The following is an 18,573-nucleotide window of genomic DNA, read 5'->3' as shown; positions in this document are numbered from 1 at the left end:
CATGTTCGTCATCCGATTGATCGCGATACAAGATGGATCCATGGAGCTCCAGCAGATGCGCTACGTGGTCGCGGTGGCGGAGACGTCGAACTTCACCCGGGCGGCCGAGCGGTGCCGGGTCGTCCAGTCGGCGCTGAGCCACCAGATCGCCCGGCTGGAGCGCGAGCTCGGCACCCGGCTCTTCGACCGGACCAGCCGGCGGGTCCGGCTGACCCCCGCCGGTGAGGCGTTCCTGCCCGCCGCCCGGCAGGCCCTCGACGCCGCCGACCGGGCCCGCGCCGAGGTCGCGGCGGTCTCCGGGGAGATCCGCGGACGGCTCGCCATCGGCGCCATCCCCACCGTGACGGCGGTGGACCTGCCGAGCGCGCTGAAGGATTTCCACGTCCGCCATCCGCAGGTGCGGGTCACGTTGCGCGTGGGGGGGAGCGCCGAAATGGCCGAGCGGGTGCGGCAGGGCACGCTGGACCTCGCTTTCCTCGGGCTGCCGCGCAGTGCCCGGCCGAAGGGCGTGCACGGCCGCGTCCTGGCGCACGGCGAGCTGGTGGCGGTGGTCGCCCCCGGGCACCCGCTGGCCGACGCGGTGGACGTCGGCCTGCGCCGGCTCTCGGACGAGGTGTTCGTCGACTTCTCCGCGGGCACGGCCGGGCGGGCCCAGTCGGACGAGGCGTTCGCCGCCGCCGGGGTCGGCCGTGACGTCGCCTTCGAGGTGACGACCCCCGACCTCGTGGTGCGGCTGGTCCGGCTGGGCCTGGGCGTCGGCATGCTGCCCGCCGCCTTCGTCACCGGGCTCGCCGGGCTGCGCGTCGTCGAGCTCCGTGATCCGCCCACCCGGGTGGAGCACCTGGTCTGGAGCCGCCTGGGGCCGTCTCCGGCCGCCACCGCCTTTCTGGAGGCCCTGGACGTCCCGGTGGCGCCCGCGCCGCCACGTCGCGGGACGCCGGAAACGTCGCCCGAGGAAAGGAACGGAGCGCCGGCGGACGCCGCGCCGTGAGCCACTCGGGAAGCGTCCACACCGCCGGGCGACGCATATATCGCCGCTCTATGGGCGGACGAGTAAAACCGCGCATCGAGTATTGCCCAGGAAGGGCATGGCCAGCCCGGAACGCCCATTGAAAGCACTCGAACGTTCAACCACTTCCGGTGCATGCGGCGGGAGAATAAACGGGCGGGGCCGAGCCGGCGCCTGAGGCCGACACGCCTTCGGCGCCGGGGGAACAGGAGGCCCGGACGGGTCGGCGTGAGGGGCCCATGTGACTGCTGGGACGCCTGTGACCTGTGGTTTTCAAGTGCTGTTGAGGTTCGTTTGAGCTTTCTTCCAGGGGTCGCGGGTAGTTCGCGGGCCATGAGGGGGGAGTCGTGCAGGCCCATCTTCGTGCTCGGGTGCCCGCGCTCGGGGACGACGCTGCTCCAGCAGATGCTGCACTCGCACCGGCACATCGCGTTCCCCTCCGAGACCCGGTTCGTGCACATTTCCTACGACATCCGGCACCGGTTCGGCGACCTGGAGCGGCCGGGGAACCGGCGCGCGCTGGCCGAATGGATCACCGCCGGGGAGGGCACCAAGTTCGGGGTGCTGCGGCTGGACGCCGCGGCCGTGGTCGAGGAGATCGTGCAGGGGCCGCCGACGCTCGGGTCGGCGATCGCGGCGGTGTTCCGCGCCTACGCGCGCCGGCACGGGAAGCCGCGCTGGGGGGACAAGCGGCCGAGCTACTTCCGCCGGGTGCCGATGCTCCGGCGGATGTTCCCCGACGCCCAGTTCGTCCACCTCGTCAGGGACGGCCGGGACGCGGTGAGCTCGCTGACCCGGATGCCGTGGTTCGACGGCGACATCTACGCCGCCGCGCTGACGTGGCGGGAGGCGATCGACATGGGCGCGCGCCTCCAGACCCGCCTGGGCCCGGACACCTTCTACGAGTTCCGCTACGAGGACCTGGTCGCCGAGCCCGAGGGCGCCCTGACGAGGCTGTGCGCGTTCCTCGGGGAGGAGTACGACCCCGGCATGACGGGGGCGTACCGGCACGCGCGGCAGACGGTGCCGTCCGCGCGCAAGTGGCACCTGGGAACGCACGAGGCCGTGCACGGCCGCCAGGTCGGCGCCTGGCGCGAGCGCCTGGAGGGGTGGGAGGCGGACCTCGTCCAGCACGTCCTCGCGTCCCGGCTGCGGCGGCACGGCTACGCGGTCACGGAGGGCGGGCGTCCGGGGGCGGCTGCGCTCGCAAGATTCCACCGTCTCGCGGCGCACCGCTGGAGGGCCCGGCATGCGCAGGCCGTCCGGGACCGGCTGGCGGTGGAGCGAGAGCCCAACCCGGTCGTGTCGTGGCTGAACGGTCCGGTAAGCGTGTCCTGACAGACTGAGGGCGCCGACTGGATGGACAGATGGCCCTTGCCTTCAGGTAAGGGTGCCTCGGCCGGGCGGCACGGGACTCGCCCGAAGGGTTGTCCGAAACTCTCCTGGAACGTGCCCGGTTCGCGGCCGGGGCCGAGGGGCGCCGGGGCGAGGCTGACTATGGAACGGCGCAGGTAGCGTGCCGCCGGGAGTCGCGCGGGGGAGAACGGGTCGGTGGGGCGCGCGGGGCGGCGGGTCCGCGACCGCCCGCGTTGGGCCCTTATCGGAAGTGGTTACCGGTAAGTAACTTATCGCCGTTTTTACCGTACCACTGACTGGGTTTACAGGACGGAGACACCCCCGTGTCCGATCGTTCACATCCGGATCGAGACACGCCAACCATTTGGCTGTATCTTGCGTGTTGCTCGTCTTCCGTTACCAATCGCGATTGTTTCGATGATCCTCTGACATAAGGAGGAGTGGCGGTGTCCCGATCGGAAATAATTTCCCACGACGAGCTGCAATCGTGGCTTCTTGACAAGATCGCCTTCTACCTCGACAGGCCTGTGGAAAACATCGACCCCGGGGTCGAACTCGCCCGTTACGGGGTCGACTCGGTGTACGCGATCAGCATCATCAGCGACATCGAGGACCACCTGCAGGTGGAGGTCGACGTGGCCGAGGCGCGGCGCCGGGAGACGGTGGCCGACCTCACCGACTACCTGCTCGACCTCGTCGCGTGATGGCCGACCGGCCCCCCGAGGCGGGCGGCGGCGGCGCCGGGCCCGCCATGGTGGTGCTCGGCGACAGCGTGGCCGAGGGCCAGGACGATCCGGACCCGGCCGGCGGGTGGCTCGGCTGGGCCGGACGGCTGGCCCGTCACCTGGGGATTTCCCGCGAGGAGATGCTCAACGCCTCCGACCCGGGAGCGACGGTCGAGGACGTGGTCCGCGACCAGCTGCCCGCCGTCCGCGACCTGGCGCCGCGGCTGGTCGTGCTCGGCTGCGGCATGAACGACGCGCTGCGCGGCTTCGAGCGGGAGGCCGCGGCGCTGCGGCTGGCGGAGCTGTTCGGCTGGGCGCGCGGGCGCGGCGCGGTCGTCCTGGCCATCCCGGTGCCGCGGCCGCCGCTGCTGGACATCTCGCCGATCTCGCAGTTCCGCAAGAAACGCACGGTGCAGCGCATCCACGATTTCAATGCCGAACTCGACCGGGTTTCACGCCTGTTCGGAATGGCGTTCCCGGAGCGGGACACGGTGGCGAGGGTCGCCGATCCCGCGATGTGGAGCGCCGACGGAATCCATCTGAACCCGGATGGGCACGCCTATGTCGCGGAAGTGATGGCGCAACTCGCGGCAAGCCTGCTCGGCGAGCGGGTGAAATGAGTCACGGGGGCCGATCCAGCAGTCTGGGAGACTGATGAAAAGAGCATATTCCGTCGCTCGCGCATTCCGTTCGCCGATGCTGCTGTTCCTGGCTCCCGTACTGGTCGTGCAGGCATGGCGGACGGTGCGGCGGACACCGAGGCTGGACCCGGCGACCGGGGACGAGCAGGGCTTCGTCGCCGGCGCCGACCCCGGGCGGGGCCCGGCCTTCCGGGTCGTGGTGATCGGCGAGTCCACCGCCGTGGGCGTCGGCGCGTCCCGGCACGCCGAGGCGCTGCCCGGCTTCCTGGCGGAGGAGCTGGGCGAGCGGCTGCGGCGCAGCGTGGCCTGGTCGGTCTCCGGCCGGAACGGCGCGACGGCCCGGCGCATCATCGGCGGGCTCGTCCCGCCCGCGAACGGCTCCGCGCCGAACCTGGTGGTCGTCACCGCGGGCATCAACGACCTGCTCAGACGGCGTCCCCTGCGCCGGTGGGCGGCGGACGTGACCGAACTCGTCGCCCTCCTGCGGGGCCGGTTCCCGGAGGCGACGGTGCTCGTCGCCGGGATGCCGCCGGTGCACCGGTTCCCCGCGCTGCCGCGGCCGCTGCGCTCGGTCCTCGGCGCGCGGGCGCGGGCGATGGACCGGATCACGCGGGACGCGGCCGAGGCGGGCGGCGCCGTCCACGCTCCCATGGACGAGACGATGGCCCGCGACCCGCGGCTCTTCGCGGCCGACGGCTTCCACCCGTCGGCCGCGGGCTACCGGGCCTGGGCGCGCGACCTCGCCCGCGCCGCCTTCCCAGCCCCCGCTCCCGCCACCGGACCCGGCGCCGCCGGGCCCGGCGAACCGCCACAGGACACGCCCCCCGCCGGAGCCGTCCCGCCGAGGACGGCCGACTGACCGTAACGGCAAGCGAAGGGAGCAGCTCGGATGACGGTTCCCGGAACGTTCCGATCGGCGGTGGAGGCCAAGGACCTCGCCGCCATCACCGGTGCGCTGGACCCCGGCATCGAGTTCCGCAGCCCGGTGATGGTGAAGCCCTACCTGGGGCGCGACGCCGTCGCCGCCCTGCTCGGCGTCCTGCTGGAGGTCTTCGAGGACTTCCACTACACCGACGAGTTGGTGGGCGTCCCCTCGGGCGGGACGAACGGCGCGGGCCCCCCGGCGCAGGCGCTGGTCTTCAGCGCCAGGGTGCTGGGCAAGGACCTCCAGGGGCTGGACCTGCTGAGGTTCGGCGAGAGCGGGCTCGTCACCGGCCTGACCGTCATGGTCCGCCCGCTGCCCGCGGCGATGACGCTCGCCCGGGTGGTCGGCAGGCGCATGGAGGACCCGAAGAACGCCGACGACGCGGGGGGCCCGTCCGGCGACACCGCGCAGCCATAGGGAGCCGACCCGTTCAGGAGTCGCGGCCCGCGAACAGGAAGGCGCGACCCACACAAGGGAGTCGAAGGAAAAATGGATAGCAAGGTCCCCGCACACCCCGTGCACCCCGTCCGCCCCGCCCACTCCGCCCCCGGGGCCCACGCTGAGAGCTCCGTCCATCCCGCGCATCCCGTACACCCCGGCCCTTCTGAGAACCCCGCGTCCGAGACGTCCTCCTCTGAGAGCCCAGCGCCCGAGCAGCCCGCCTCCGAGGGGGCCGCGCCCGGGCGGCACCCCCGCGAGAGGCTGGCGCCGGCGCACCGGATCGCCGCCGACCTGGACGGCTATCTCGGCGACCCGATGGACGACGAGGCGGGGCCGTTCTCCTACAAGGCCATCGTGGAGGCGGAGGAGCGCGACGAGCTGCCCCCGGGCGCGGTGGACGCCGTCAGGGCGTGGGGCTTCCCGAAATACCTGGTGCCGAGCGGGCTGGGCGGGCGCCTCACGACCCTTGAGGAGCTGTTCTTCGTCACTCGCGGCATCTCACGCCGCAGCGTCACCGTCGCGGTGATGTACGGGTCCGGGCTGCTGGCGGTCAACCCGGTGTGGCTGTGGGGCGACGCCTGGCAGCGCAGGACCGTGGCGGACGGGGTGCTGCGCGGGGACCTGGCCTGCTTCGGCGTCTCGGAGGCCGACCACGGCAGCGACGTGATGGCGTCGGAGTCGGAGGCCGACATCCAGGGGGACGAGCTGGTACTGACCGGGGTGAAGTGGCCGGTCGGCAACGCCACCCGCGGACGGTTCGTCACCACCTACGCCAGGACCGGCCCGCGCGACTTCTCCCTCATCCTGGTCGACAAGCGGGAACTGGACCCGGCGGCCTGGTCGACGCTGCCACCCGTCCGGACGGTCGGGCTGCGCGGCCACGACCTGTCCGGCGTCGCGTTCTCCGGGGCGCGGCTGCCCGCCGAGCGGGTGATCGGGCGGCGCGGCTCCGGGCTCGTCCAGACGCTCAAGACCCTGCAGATCACCCGGACCGCGATCGCGGCGCTGTCGGTCGGGACGATGGACGCGGTGGTGCGCATCGGGATGGAGTACGCGCGCCAGCGCACCCTCTACGGCTCGGACATCTACCGGATCCCGGTGATCCGCGACCACCTGGTCAAGGCGCACCTGGACCTGCTGATCGCCGAGTGCGTGGCGATCCCGGTGGCGCGCTGCCTGACGGTCGCGCCCGGGCGGCTCAGCCTGTGGTCCTCGATCGTGAAGTACTTCGTGCCCGTCCTCGGCGAGGAGGTCGTGGCCAGCATCGGGACCGTGCTCGCCGCGCGCGGCTACCTGCGCGAGGGCGTGGCGCACGGGGTGTTCCAGAAGCTCCAGCGCGACCACGCGATCGCGAGCATCTTCGAGGGCACCACGCACGTGAACCTCGCCAACGTCGCGGGCCAGCTGCCCTTCCTGATCGACCCGCCGGCGGAGACGGGCCGCGAGGACGAGCTGCTCGCCGACCTGTTCTGCTGGACGCGGACCCCGCCCGCCTGGGACCCCGACGGCCGCCTGCTCCAGCTCACCAACGAGGGGCGCGACGAGATCGGCCAGCGGTTCGAGGAGATCTCCGAGGAGGTGCTCGCGGCGGCGAACGCGCACGCCGCGCCCGGCGTCGCGGCCGAGCTGAAGGACCTGCTGTCCGCCATCGGCACCCTGCGCGCCAGGATCGAGGAGGGCATCCGCAAGAACGAGGGCGACACGTCCTCGGTCGCGGCGCTGACACGGGCCCGACGGTACTGCGAGCTGCACGCGATGGCGTCGTGCATGCTCACCTGGCTGCACAACCGGCAGGTGTTCGGCGGGGCGTTCGAGGACGGCCAGTGGCTCGTCCTGTGCCTGCAGCGGCTGCTCCAGCGGGCGCAGCCCGACACCGTCCTGTCCGAGGAGTTCCTCCCGCCGCTGGAGGACGCGATGTTCCGCGGCGAGGGCGAGCGGCGCTGGTTCTCCCTGCTCTCCCTGTCCGCGCTCCCGCCCTCCCTGCTCATCTCCCCCGAGGACGAGTGACACCCATGGCCGGGCCACCGGAGACGACGAGAGATTTCGTGTCGCTCGTCCGGAAGAACATCCGGACGCACGGCGACACCCGCTCCTTCACCTTCATCAGCGAGGAACCGGGACGCAGGTACAAGGAGAACGTGCTCGGCTTCGCCGACCTGGACCGCAAGGCCCGCGCGCTCGGCTGCCGCCTGGAGGCGCGCGGCTTACGGGACCGGGCCGTCCTGCTGCTCTACCCGGAGGGGCTGGAGTTCCTGGCGGCGTTCCTCGGCTGCCTGTACGCGCGCGTCATCGCCGTCCCGGCCCCCGCTTCCGGACCTGGACGCGGGCCGCTTCGGCCGCACCCGCCGGATCATCGAGGACGCCGACGTCGCGCTGATCCTCACCGACACCGCCCACCGCGACACCCTCGACGCGTGGCTGTCGGCCGCCGGGCTGAAAGGACGAGTCCACTGCCTGGACACCCAGGCCGGCAAGGACACCGACGCCGGGGACTGGTCCCCTCCGCGGTCCGGGCCGGACACCGTCGCCTTCCTCCAGTACACCTCCGGGTCGACCAGCGAGCCGAAGGGCGTCATGGTGACCCACGGCAACCTGCTGGCCAACGGCGAGGAGATCAGGCGCCGCATCGAGGGGTCGCCCGCCACGGTCGGCGTCGGCTGGGTGCCGCACTACCACGACATGGGGCTGGTGGGGCAGTTCCTCCAGCCGCTCTACCTCGGCTGCCGGTACGTCTTCACCTCGCCGATCACGTTCATCAAGCGCCCGGTGCTGTGGCTTGAGCTGATCACCCGGTACCGGGGGACGATCACCGTGGCGCCGAACTTCGGGTACGAGCTGGTGCTGCGCCGCGTCACCGACCGGCAGCTGGAGGGCCTGGACCTGTCGTCGCTGACCGTCGTGAAGAACGGCGCCGAGCCCGTCCGGGCCGCGACGCTGGAGGCGATGGCCGAGCGGTTCGCCCCGGTCGGGTTCCGGCCCTCGATGTGGATGCCGTGCTACGGGATGGCCGAGACGACGCTGCTCATCACCGGCGCGCCCCTCGGCGGCGGCCCCGTCGTCCGCGACTTCGACGCGGGGGCGCTCGCGCGGAACGAGGCCGTCCCCGCGGACGGGACCTCCGCCCACGGCGTCAGGCGGCTCGTGAGCAGCGGCCGTCCCGTCACCCTGGACGTCCGCGTCGTCGACCCCGAGACCGGCGCCGAGCGGCCGGAGCGGCGCGTGGGGGAGATCTGGGTGCGCGGCGGCAGCGTCGCGCGCGGCTACTGGGAGAGCCCCGAGCAGACCGAGGCGACGTTCCGCGCCCGCACGGCCGGCGGCGAGGGCCCGTTCCTGCGGACGGGCGATCTCGGCTTCACCGCCGACGGCGAGCTGTACGTCACCGGGCGGATCAAGGACCTGATCATCGTCAACGGCCGCAACATCCACGCGCACGACATCGAGGAAGTGGCACGCGCCGCGCATCCGGCCGCCCTGCTCGGCGCCGCCTTCGCGATCGACGCCGCCATCGACCCCGACCTCGGCCCGGGGCCGCCCGAGGGCGGCGGGGCCGACGCGAGCCGGGAGCAGGTCGTCATCGTCCAGGAGATCAGCACCCGGGCGGCGGCCGGGACGCCCCTGGAGGAGGTGGCCGCGGCGGTCAGGACCCGGGTCACCCGGACGTTCGAGCTGCCCGCCGTCAGCGTCGTGCTGGCCGCGCGGGGCTCGGTGAGGCGGACGACCAGCGGGAAGATGCAGCGCCGGCAGACCCGCGAGGCGTTCCTGACCGGGCGGATCACCGAGCTCGCGGCCGATCTGGAACCGGGCGTCGCCGGTCTCCGGGAGGCGCGCGCCCAAGTCGACGCTGACCAATCCTAGTCAACATGATGACTAATCATGTCGTTGTCTGCTAACGTCGGGCATCACCCTGAGTCAAGGCGGGGAGAGAAGGCCGATGGCGCTACGTCACGCGGTGCTGGCGGCGCTGCTCGACGGCGAGTACAGCGGCTACCAGCTGGCAAAGATCTTCGATTTGTCGGTCTCCAACTTCTGGCACGCCGTACCGCAGCAGCTCTACTCGGAGCTGTCGAGGTTGGAGACGGAAGGTCTGATCAGCGGGCGGCAGATCATCCAGCACGATCGTCCCAACAAGCGCGTGTACACCGTCACCCAGGCCGGCGTCGACGAGCTCGAACGGTTCGCCGTGACCCCCGCCAAGCCAGGGATCATCCGCGAGAACCTGCTCGTCATGGTGCAGGCCGTGGACCACATCTGCGCCGACTCCGTCATCGCGCAGCTGGAAGACCGGGCGGTGGCCTCGGCGGCCAAGGTCGAGGTCTTCGAACGCACCCTCAAGCACCTGCGCGGCGACCTGGACGAGGAGTCCTTCCTGCGCACCGGGTCCCCTCTCGGGCCCTACCTCACGTGCCTGCGCGGACGCCGCTTCGAGCAGGAGAACTACGCGTGGTTCACCAGCACCGCCCGGCTGCTGCGAGCCCGGGCGGGCACCCAGTCCGAGGGGAGCGGCCCGCCATGAGGCGGCCCCGTCCCTCGCACGCCGTGCCGCCGTCTGCCCGGACAGCGGCGGCACCGGCACCAACCCCCCACGCCCACCCCAGCCTCGCGCCCCGGCCGGGCTGGAATCGGGCGGCACGCCTTAGTCAAGGAGGCGTTCATCATGTCAGGCGACCACCACACCATCGAACTACCTAGCACACCACTTCCGAGCCACCTGACCGCCACCGCGTCCCAGGTCGCGGCACCGAACGGCACGGCGCCGAACGGGCTGCGGGGCCTGGACGAGGCCCCCGCGGTCCTGCTGGGCGAGCTGACGCTGCCCGCCGAGCGGGAGTCCGTGCCGGCGGCGCGGCGCTTCAGCAGGTCCGTCAGCACCGCGTCCGGCATCGGGCACGTCGCCGACGACGCCGAGGTCCTGGTGTCGGAACTGGTCACCAACGCCGTCCGGCACGCGCCGGTCGCCGGAGGCGCGCTGTGCCTGCGGCTGCTGCGCGCCGGCACCCGGCTCCGCATCGAGGTGCACGACCAGAGCGCCGCCGTCCCGACGGCGCGGCCGGTCGACCTCATGGAGGAGACGGGGCGCGGCTGGTTCCTCGTCGCGGTCATGGCCGACGGGCACGGCACCGACCACACCGCCTCCGGCAAGGCGGTCTGGTGCGAGGTGCGCGCCTGGCCGCGGGACGAGCACCCCGGCCACTGAGCATCTCCCGCGCACCCCCGGTACGGCGATGGGAAATGCCATGCCTGCTAACGCCATGCCCGCAGACGACCGGCCCGCAGACGACCGGCCCGCGGACGAGCGGCCCGCGGACCTCCGGCCCCCCGGCCAGGGGCCCTTCGATCAGCGGTCCGCCGATCAGCGGTCCGCCGATCGGGGGCCGGTCGACCGAAGGCCCGCCGACCCGGGGCCCGGTGACCGCCGGCCCCCGGGAGAGCCCGCCGGCCCGCGGTCCGCCGATCCCCGCCGTCCCCCCGACTACTACCGGGAGGACGGGCGGCGCGCCACGGCCGAGGAGGCCCAGCGGCTGCTGCTCGACGTGCGGGGGCGCCTGCTCGCGCAGGACGTCATCCGCGTCGGCGCCGTCGTCGTGGTCGTCTCGACCTGGTTCACCGTGATCGACCTCGGCATCGCGGCGAACGGAAGGCCGCTGCTGTGGCAGACGATCGTGTCCGACCACGCCATGCACGCCGACATCGGGCAGTACACCGCGCGGGACAAGGCCCTGCGCGGGCACGCCCAGGCCGTCGCCATGATCACCGGCCGGCTGCGCGGCCTGGTCGCCCGCGCGGCCCTGGACGAGGCCCACCCCTGACCCCGCACCCCCCGACACACGGGCCACCCCCGACACACGGGCCGGCAGCGCGGCCCGCCCCCGGCTAGAGGTAGTGATCTCGATGTCCCGCACGACACCCCGTGACGACGCGTCCGGCCGAAGGCCCCGGCGCAGGCGTCCCATCCGGCTGCGGATCACGGCGCTGCTGCTGGTCCCGCTGGTGTCCCTCATCACCCTGTGGGCGTTCGCCGCGAACATCACGCTCGGCGACGCGTTCGACAAGTACGACTTCTCCACGACGTACGAGAAGGTGGGCCTCCCCGGCATCTACCTGGTGAACCAGCTCCAGGCGGAGCGTTCCCTCAGCGTCGTCGCGCTCAGCACACGCGACCCCGCGGACCGGCAGAAGCTGGGCGGGCAGCGCGCCCGGGTGAGCGCCGTGGACAAGGCGTTCCGCTCGACCGCGCTGTCGCCCGACGCGCGGGACGCGGCCGAGCCGGAGACCAAGCGGCGCCTCGCCGAGGCGGTCCGGGCGCTCGACCGGCTCCCGCAGCTGCGCGCCAGGGTCGACTCGGGCCGGGCCCAGCCGCTGGAGGTCATCAACTCCTACAGCGTCCTGCTCGACCAGGTCATCAAGGTCTTCGACGGCCTGGTGACCGTCAACGACGTCGCCATCTTCACGCAGGGCCGGGCGCTGATCGGCATCGGCAACGCCCGCGCCTACATGCTGCGGGAGGACTCGCTCGTCACCGCGGCGATGGCGCGCAACGGGCGGCTCACGGCCGCCGAGCACACCGCGTTCGTCCAGTGGGCCGCGGAGGGGCGCCGCGTGTTCGAGGCCGGCCTCGCCGACCTGAACGAGCAGATCCGCGGGCCGATCGGCAGGCTCGCCGCGTCCCCGGAGTTCCAGCGGTACCGGGCGGCCGAGGACGCGATCGTGGGCGCCCGCGGCGACCGGCTGCCGCCCGAGGCCGCGGACTGGCAGGCCACCACGCAGCTGCTGTCGCAGGCGTGGGCGCAGAAGGTCACCGAGGCGAGCCTCGCGCTCAACGAGATGGCCAAGCCGATCGGTGAGCGGATCATCATGCGGCTCGTCCTGGCGGGCGGGTTCGGGCTGCTCGCGGTGATCGCCTCGATCCTGCTGTCGCTGCTGGCCGCGCGCAGCCTGTCGCGGGAGCTGCGGGGGCTGCAGCGCGCCGCGCTGAAGCTCGCCGAGGACCGGCTGCCCGGCGTCGTCGCCCGGCTGCGGCGTGGTGAGGAGGTGGACGTGGACGCCGAGGCACCGCCGCTGGTCATCGGCAAGTCGCGGGAGGTCGCGCGCGTCGGCGACGCCTTCACCAAGGTGCAGCACACCGCGATCGAGACCGCCGTGCGGGAGTCCTACCTGCGGCAGGGCATCAGCCGCGTGTTCCTCAACGTCGCGTGGCGCAGCCAGTCGCTGCTGCACCGCCAGCTGCGGATGCTGGACGAGATGGAGCGCGACGCCTCCGACCCCAAGGTGCTGGAGGACCTGTTCCGCCTCGACCACCTCACCACCCGCATGCGCCGCCACGCGGAGGGCCTGGTCATCCTGTCCGGGACGTCCCCGGGGCGGGGCTGGAGCCGGCCGGTGCACGTCGAGGACGTGCTGCGCGCCGCCGTCGCCGAGGTCGAGGACTACACCCGGGTCGAGATCGTCGTGGTGTCCGGGCAGGCCGCGGTGATCGGCGAGGCCGTCGCCGACATCATCCACCTGCTCGCCGAGCTGATCGAGAACGCCACGGTGTTCTCGCCCGCGCCGACCGAGGTGCTCGTCCGCGGCGAGATGGGCGCCAACGGGTTCGCCGTCGACATCATCGACCGCGGCATCGGGCTCGACCAGTCCGAGCTGGACGCGCTGAACCTGCGGCTGGCGCGGCCGCCCGAGTTCGACCTGGCCGTCACCGACCGCCTCGGGCTGTTCGTCGTCGGCCGCCTCGCCGGCCGGCACGGCATCAGGGTCGCGCTGCAGCCGTCCCTGTACGGGGGCGTCAGCGCCGTCGTGCTGATCCCGCGCCAGCTGATCGTGGACGCCGACCAGCCCGAGGACGAGGACGGCGCCGTCCAGGCCGGTCCCGTCCAGCAGCGGGGCGCGGCGGCGGTGAACGGGTCGATGCGCGCCTGGCCCACGCCGCCGGCGCCGTCGTCCACCGCGACGCTCAACGCGCCGGTGTACGACATCGCCCCCGTCCAGGACGTGGCGTCGACCGATACGGCGCCCAACCGGGCGATCCCCGGCAGTCCGGCGCCCAACGGCGCGGCGCCCGACGCCATGGGGCCGGCCGGTGAAGCGGCGCCGCCAGAGACGCCGGTGTCCTTCCCCCACTGGGGGAGCGAGGAGAAACCGGACCAGAACGCGGCGGTGGGGTTCGACGACGGTGACCAGACCCCGACGTCGTTCGGGACCCCACCGCCGCACGGTCCGCCGCCGACCGACGCCACGCGTCCGTTCCAGGCCGCCGGGCCCCGGGCCCCCGCCTTCGGCGGCGGTTCCTACGGCGGAGCGGCCGACCGGTACGGCGCTCCCGCGTCGTTCGGAGAGACGCCGTTCGGCGAGTCCCCGTTCGGCGGGACGCAGTTCGGGGACGCGCAGACGACCGGCGGAGGGCGGGCCCCGCTGCCGCGCCGGGTGCGCGGCGGGAGCCTCGCGCCCCAGCTGCGCGACGCCGGCACCTACGAAGACACCGGTTCCTACGAGGAGACCGGCCCGTACGGAGAAGAGTCCGCCGCCACCGGCGACGCCATCGCCGCCTGGGAGGAACGGTCGGCGGAGGCGTCCCGGGACCTGTTCGCGTCCCTGCAGGCGGGCTGGCTGCGCGGCCGGGACGAGGACGAGGCGCCCGAGGGGCCCGGCATGGAGGGAAGATCATGACCTATCAGGGAGTGGCCGCGGAGCTGAACTTCCTCCTCGACGACCTGGTCGACCGGGTCCCGCAGATCAGGAAGGTGGTCGTGCTGTCCCGGGACGGGCTCGTCATGGGCATGTCGCGGGGCGTCGGGCGGGAGGACTCCGAGTACCTCGCGGCCCTCGCCGCCGGGTTCCACAGCCTCGCCGTCGGGGCCCGGCCGCAACTGGACTCCGGCGAGATCCGGCAGACGCTCGTCGAGATGGACAAGGGCCTGTTCTTCGTCGTCCCGGCCGGGGCCAACAGCTGCCTCGCGCTGCTCAGCGAGGTCGGCGCCAACGCCGGCCTCGTGGCCTACGAGATGACGATGCTGGTCAAGCGGGTCGGCAGGCAGCTGTCCACCGGACTCAGGCAGGGCGCGCCCGGACCCGGACACCGGTGACCCGCCATGGACCCCAGTGACGGGCCCGGTGCTCCCCGGGGTCCCGGCAGGGAACGGTGGCTCGACGCGGCCGCCGGACCGATCGTCCGCCCCTACGCGGTGACGCGCGGCCGCACCCGGCCGAGCGGCGAGCCGCTCGACATCGTGGCGATCCTCGTCGCGACCGGGCGGCCGCCGCCCGAGCCCGGCCGGCTCTCGCGCCAGCAGCGCCGGCTGCTGGCGCTGTGCCGGCGCCCGCACGCCCTCGCCGACCTCGCCTCGGACCTGAACCTGCCCTTCGGCGTGATCCGGGTACTGGCCGGCGACCTGCTCGACTCCGGCCTCCTGGAAGTCCAGCGATGGTCCCCGGCGCCGTCGCCGTCCGGGCCGTTCGGCCAGGCGACCGCGCTCCAGCCGCACAACGACCCGAACCTGCTCAGGAGGGTGCTCGATGAACTCCGCGCGCTCTGACGCCCCGCCCCCCGCCACCGCGGAACCGGACGAGCCCGACGACCGGGCGGACGGCCCGCGCGTCGCGCTGAAGATCCTCGTCGCCGGAGGGTTCGGCGTCGGGAAGACGACCATGGTCGGCGCGGTCAGCGAGATCCGGCCGCTGCGCACCGAGGAGGCGCTGACCGACGTGAGCGTCGGCGTCGACGACCTCGACGGCGTCGCCGCCAAGACCACCACGACCGTGGCGATGGACTTCGGCCGCATCACGCTGCGCGACGGCGTCGCCATCTACCTGTTCGGGACGCCCGGCCAGGAGCGGTTCTGGTTCATGTGGAACGAGCTGTCGCGCGGCGCGCTCGGCGCGGTCGTGCTCGCCGACACGCGGCGGCTGATGGCGAGCTTCGCCTCGATCGACTACTTCGAGCGCAAGGGCACGCCGTTCGTCGTCGCCGTCAACTGCTTCGACGACGCCGACCGCTACGAGGCGCCCGAGATCCGGACGGCCCTGGACATCGACCCCCACGTCCCCGTCCTGCTGTGCGACGCCCGCCGGACGGTGTCGGCGAAGCAGGTGCTCGTCTCGCTGGTCGAGCACGCGCTGCGGCTCGCGGGCGGCACCCGGCACGCGTGAGCGCGGCGGCCGCCCGCGGCCGCCCGTCAGCCCCCGGACCCGCCGTCGCCCTGCTCGCCGTCCGCCGCGCCCGGCGGGCCCATGACGATCTCGTCCACCGCGACGTCGTGGCCGTCCGCGCATCTGACCTGCGCCGTCACGCGCTCGCCGCAGCGGGCGTGCGTCAGCATGACCTGGCGCCCCTCCTCGTGCGGGAGGTAGGTCTCGCCCCATTCCATGAGGCTGACGAGGGTGGGCGCGAGGTCCAGGCCCATCTTCGTCAGGTGGTACTCGTACCGCGTGCGCTGCCCCGGCTCCTGATAGGGCTCCCTGGTGAGCAGGCCGGCGTCGACGAGGTGGCGCAGCCGGGCGGTGACGGCCGACTCCGTCATGCCGAGGTTGCGCACGAAGTCGCCGAATCGGTTCGTCCCGAAGAAGGCCTCGCTCAGCACCAGCACCGCCGACGGCGGGCCGAGCGCGGCGAGCGTCCTCGCGACCGGGCAGTTCTGCATCGACCAGGCGTCACGGTCGGCGAAGTGCCCTTCCAGTGAGATTGTCACCCTTCCACTATAAACCTGCTGACTTTGCTTGACCAAAGTCAGGGGGCTCGCTAGCCTCCCTGACTATGGTGGAACAAAGTCAGGTGCGCGGCGCGGGCCGGATCCGCAGGGGACCGGTGCTCGCGGTGCTCTCCGTCGCCTCCTTCATGGCGGGCCTCGACCTGTTCATCGTCAACGTGGCGTTCACCGACATCGGCCGCGACTTCGCCGGGGAGTCGATGGCCGACCTGTCGTGGGTGCTCAACGGATACGCGATCGTGTTCGCCGCCCTGCTCGTGCCGCTCGGCCGGCTCGCCGACCGCTACGGCCGCAAGGCCGGCCTCCTCCTCGGCCTCACCGTCTTCACTCTCGCCTCCCAGGCGTGCGCCGCCGCCCCCTCGCTGTGGTGGCTCGTCGCCTTCCGCGTCGTCCAGGCCGCGGGCGCCGCGGCGCTCATCCCCACCAGCCTCGGGCTGCTGCTGTCGGCGTACCCCGCCGAGCGGCGCGGCGGCGCGGTGCGGATCTGGTCCGCGGCCTCGGCGATCGCCGCCGCGGCCGGGCCCGCGGTCGGCGGCGTCCTGGTCGACGCCTCCTGGCGCTGGGTCTTCGAAGTCAACGTCCCCATCGGCATCGCGGCGGTGCTGCTCGCCGCCCGCCTCGTGCCCGACTCCCGCGAAGGCGTGACGGCCCGCGTCCCCGACCTGGTCGGGACCGCCGTGGCGACCGCGGCGATCGCGCTGCTGGCACTCGGCGTAGTGAAGATCAACGACTGGCCGGGCGAACGGACCGTCCTCGTGGCCGCCGCCGCGCTGCTCGGCCTCGCCTGGTTCTGGCTGCGGTCCCTGCGCCACCCCGCGCCGGTGATCGAACCCGCGCTGCTGGCCGTCCGCACCTTCCTGTGGTCCAACGCCGCCGTCCTGCTGTTCACCGTCGCGTTCGCCGCCAACCTGCTGCTCGGCGTGCTGTGGATGCAGCAGGTCTGGCACTACTCGCCGATCCGCACCGGGCTCGCCGTCGCGCCCGGCCCCCTGATGGTCCCCGTCATGGCGCTCATCGCCGGACGCCTCGCCGCCCGCGTCCCCGTCGGGCTGATCACCGCCGCCGGGTGCATGCTGTGCGCCTTCGGCGTCGTCCTGATCGCGACGAGCCTGGGCCCCGTACCCGCCTACGCCGCGCAGATGCTGCCGGGCTGGCTCATCGGCGGCACCGGCGTCGGCCTCGCCCTCCCCACCATCCTGTCCGCGGCCGCGGTCGAACTGCCCTCCCACCGCTACGCCACGGGCAGCGCCGTGGTGAACATGAGCCGGCAGATCGGCGCGGTACTCGGCGTCAGCCTGGCCGTCGCCGTCCTCGGCACCCCGCGCGGCTACACCGACGCCCACACCGCCTACGTCCACGCCTGGCTGATGGTCGGCGCGTTCATGGTGATCGCAGCGATCACCGCCCTTGGCATGACCCCGCGCCGGCCCCGGCCGTCCCGTCCCGTCCCCGAGCCAGAAACGGAAGTGATCGCCCGCGCCTGAAACCCCACCTTGACACGGGAAACGGGCGAAGCCTTGACCCGGACCGCAAGGCCCGGTTCGCCCGTACCCCGCACAGCAGGCACCTCATCCGGAGAGGTGCCTGCTGTATTTATTGTGTTTTTGGGGGCGGTCGGCGCCTTGGGGGCGCCGACCGCCCCCAAAAACACGTGCGATTGCTGCATCGCCTCGGCTCGCCTGGCGGCTCACTCGGCGATCAGGTTCTCGCGGGCTCGAACCTGGCTTCGCTCGCAATCGCGGTGGCCCGGCTTGTTGGTGGTTGCTGTGGTGGCTGGGGTTGTTGCGGCCCACGGTTGCGGTTGGCGCGTCCGACGGTTGCGGTCGTTGCGGCCCACGGGTGCGGTTGTCGCGCCTGATGGTTGCGGCTTGGCGCGCTTTGTCGCTGTCAAAGGGGAGGGGGGTCATTCCTCGGCTCGGGAGAGGATGTCGCCGGGCTGGCAGGCCAGCTCTCGGCACAGGGCGCTCAAGGTTGTGAAGCGGATGGCCTTGGCGCGGCCGTTCTTCAGGATGGAGAGGTTGACGGGCGTCACCCCTACGCGTTCGGCCAGCTCCACCAGGGTGATGCCGCGCTCGGCGAGGATCGCGTCCAGGTGGACGGTGATCTGGTGGGGGTCCTCGGGCGGCATCAGACCAGGCCCTCGGTGTCGGCGCGCAGGCGGGTGCCGTGCCCGAACGCCCCGGCCAGGGCGGCGATCAGGATGGCCAGCAGGACGGTCGAGGCCCGCACCTCGAAGCCGATCTCGACCGCGTCCTCCAGCGGCGTGCCACTGACCAGCGCGTTCGTGGTGAGCATGTCGAGGGCGGGGGCCGCGATGCCGAGCAGCAGCACGGCCGTGGAGATCGCGAAAAGCCGCCGGACGTTCGCCGGGACGAACACGTCGCCGCCGCGGAACGTCGCGGCCATCCGCAGCAGGATCGACAGGATCACGATGATCAGCACGGCGCGGGCGACCTCGGGGGCGGCGAGCAGCACCCGGTCCCAGAGGCCGGGGTCGCCGACCGCCAGTTCCGCGTGGTGGGTGCCGCGCAGGGACGTCCCGCCGGAGGCCAGGTCCGGCACCTGCGCGGTGGAGCGCAGGTCGACGTCGCGGGTGTCGATAGGCGGGAAGGGGCCGGTCACGCCGAGGATCGGGAAGAGGGCCTGGAAGAGCCCGACCAGCAGCAGGCCCAGGCCGATGACCAGCTCCAGGAAATGGGTGTCGAAACGGGACCAGCGCGTCGCCCAGGTCATGTCGTCTCCTTCGGGGGGGCATATCGTTTTTCGATAATAACGATAAACG

At 72.8% G+C, this 18,573-nt stretch carries 19 protein-coding genes; 16 read left to right on the top strand and 3 right to left on the bottom strand.

Annotated features, from left to right (window positions below):
• Window positions 1–40 precede the first annotated feature (40 nt).
• The 15 genes from BJY14_RS14295 (at window position 41) to BJY14_RS14225 (ending at window position 15,234) form a co-directional block, all read left to right on the top strand.
• Complete coding sequence (locus tag BJY14_RS14295) at window positions 41–991, top strand: LysR family transcriptional regulator (RefSeq protein WP_179844064.1); 951 nt, start codon at window positions 41–43, stop codon at window positions 989–991.
• Between the two features lie 351 nt (window positions 992–1,342).
• Window positions 1,343–2,347, top strand: a complete 1,005-nt coding sequence (locus tag BJY14_RS14290; RefSeq protein WP_179844063.1) for a sulfotransferase family protein — start codon at window positions 1,343–1,345, stop codon at window positions 2,345–2,347.
• 458 nt (window positions 2,348–2,805) lie between these two features.
• The gene (locus tag BJY14_RS14285) at window positions 2,806–3,069 is read left to right on the top strand and encodes an acyl carrier protein (RefSeq protein ID WP_312879214.1); all 264 of its coding nucleotides are present in this window, start codon (window positions 2,806–2,808) and stop codon (window positions 3,067–3,069) included.
• Entirely contained in the window at window positions 3,069–3,710 is a 642-nt protein-coding gene (locus BJY14_RS14280; protein WP_179844061.1) for an SGNH/GDSL hydrolase family protein, read from the top strand. The genes BJY14_RS14285 and BJY14_RS14280 overlap by 1 nt, the downstream gene beginning before the upstream one ends.
• Window positions 3,711–3,786: 76 nt before the next feature.
• The gene (locus BJY14_RS14275) at window positions 3,787–4,590 is read left to right on the top strand and encodes an SGNH/GDSL hydrolase family protein (protein WP_179844060.1); all 804 of its coding nucleotides are present in this window, start codon (window positions 3,787–3,789) and stop codon (window positions 4,588–4,590) included.
• Between the two features lie 30 nt (window positions 4,591–4,620).
• Window positions 4,621–5,073 (top strand): nuclear transport factor 2-like protein, encoded by a 453-nt coding sequence (locus BJY14_RS14270; protein WP_179844059.1) that lies wholly within the window; start codon window positions 4,621–4,623, stop codon window positions 5,071–5,073.
• A gap of 72 nt (window positions 5,074–5,145) precedes the next feature.
• Window positions 5,146–7,104 carry an acyl-CoA dehydrogenase family protein gene (locus BJY14_RS14265; protein WP_218905363.1) on the top strand — a complete coding sequence of 653 codons (1,959 nt, stop codon included), beginning with the start codon at window positions 5,146–5,148 and terminating at the stop codon, window positions 7,102–7,104.
• A gap of 33 nt (window positions 7,105–7,137) precedes the next feature.
• A complete protein-coding gene (locus BJY14_RS14260; protein WP_312879790.1) occupies window positions 7,138–8,952 on the top strand; it encodes a fatty acyl-AMP ligase in 1,815 nt (604 codons plus the stop codon).
• 76 nt (window positions 8,953–9,028) lie between these two features.
• Window positions 9,029–9,610 (top strand): PadR family transcriptional regulator, encoded by a 582-nt coding sequence (locus tag BJY14_RS14255; protein ID WP_179844058.1) that lies wholly within the window; start codon window positions 9,029–9,031, stop codon window positions 9,608–9,610.
• A 141-nt stretch (window positions 9,611–9,751) separates the two neighbouring features.
• Window positions 9,752–10,291 (top strand): ATP-binding protein, encoded by a 540-nt coding sequence (locus BJY14_RS14250; protein WP_179844057.1) that lies wholly within the window; start codon window positions 9,752–9,754, stop codon window positions 10,289–10,291.
• A gap of 40 nt (window positions 10,292–10,331) precedes the next feature.
• A complete protein-coding gene (locus tag BJY14_RS14245) occupies window positions 10,332–10,904 on the top strand; it encodes a hypothetical protein (RefSeq protein WP_218905361.1) in 573 nt (190 codons plus the stop codon).
• An 82-nt stretch (window positions 10,905–10,986) separates the two neighbouring features.
• Window positions 10,987–13,755: a nitrate- and nitrite sensing domain-containing protein gene (locus BJY14_RS14240; RefSeq protein ID WP_179844055.1), complete on the top strand. Its 2,769-nt coding sequence runs from the start codon at window positions 10,987–10,989 to the stop codon at window positions 13,753–13,755.
• The gene (locus BJY14_RS14235) at window positions 13,752–14,171 is read left to right on the top strand and encodes a roadblock/LC7 domain-containing protein (protein ID WP_089311298.1); all 420 of its coding nucleotides are present in this window, start codon (window positions 13,752–13,754) and stop codon (window positions 14,169–14,171) included. The genes BJY14_RS14240 and BJY14_RS14235 overlap by 4 nt, the downstream gene beginning before the upstream one ends.
• 6 nt (window positions 14,172–14,177) lie before the next feature.
• Window positions 14,178–14,621, top strand: a complete 444-nt coding sequence (locus tag BJY14_RS14230) for a DUF742 domain-containing protein (protein ID WP_173398268.1) — start codon at window positions 14,178–14,180, stop codon at window positions 14,619–14,621.
• A complete protein-coding gene (locus BJY14_RS14225; protein WP_179844054.1) occupies window positions 14,602–15,234 on the top strand; it encodes a GTP-binding protein in 633 nt (210 codons plus the stop codon). The genes BJY14_RS14230 and BJY14_RS14225 overlap by 20 nt, the downstream gene beginning before the upstream one ends.
• A 26-nt stretch (window positions 15,235–15,260) precedes the next feature.
• Here BJY14_RS14225 and BJY14_RS14220 read toward each other — a convergent pair whose 3' ends face one another.
• Window positions 15,261–15,773: a winged helix-turn-helix transcriptional regulator gene (locus BJY14_RS14220; protein ID WP_218905359.1), complete on the bottom strand. Its 513-nt coding sequence runs from the start codon at window positions 15,771–15,773 to the stop codon at window positions 15,261–15,263.
• Window positions 15,774–15,838: 65 nt separating this feature from the next.
• On the opposite strand from BJY14_RS14220, the gene BJY14_RS14215 reads away from it, so the two are divergent.
• Window positions 15,839–17,275, top strand: a complete 1,437-nt coding sequence (locus BJY14_RS14215) for an MFS transporter (protein ID WP_179844053.1) — start codon at window positions 15,839–15,841, stop codon at window positions 17,273–17,275.
• 419 nt (window positions 17,276–17,694) lie between these two features.
• Here the strand turns inward: BJY14_RS14215 and BJY14_RS14210 are convergent, their stop codons facing one another.
• Together BJY14_RS14210 and BJY14_RS14205 are read right to left on the bottom strand one after the other, a co-directional pair.
• Complete coding sequence (locus BJY14_RS14210) at window positions 17,695–17,919, bottom strand: helix-turn-helix domain-containing protein (RefSeq protein WP_179844052.1); 225 nt, start codon at window positions 17,917–17,919, stop codon at window positions 17,695–17,697.
• Window positions 17,919–18,524, bottom strand: a complete 606-nt coding sequence (locus tag BJY14_RS14205) for a DUF2975 domain-containing protein (protein ID WP_179844051.1) — start codon at window positions 18,522–18,524, stop codon at window positions 17,919–17,921. The genes BJY14_RS14210 and BJY14_RS14205 overlap by 1 nt, the downstream gene beginning before the upstream one ends.
• Window positions 18,525–18,573: the final 49 nt, after the last annotated feature.

It is taken from the genome of Actinomadura luteofluorescens (genome assembly GCF_013409365.1).
Lineage (GTDB): Bacteria > Actinomycetota > Actinomycetes > Streptosporangiales > Streptosporangiaceae > Spirillospora > Spirillospora luteofluorescens.
This window is presented reverse-complemented; position numbering and strand designations above follow the sequence as displayed.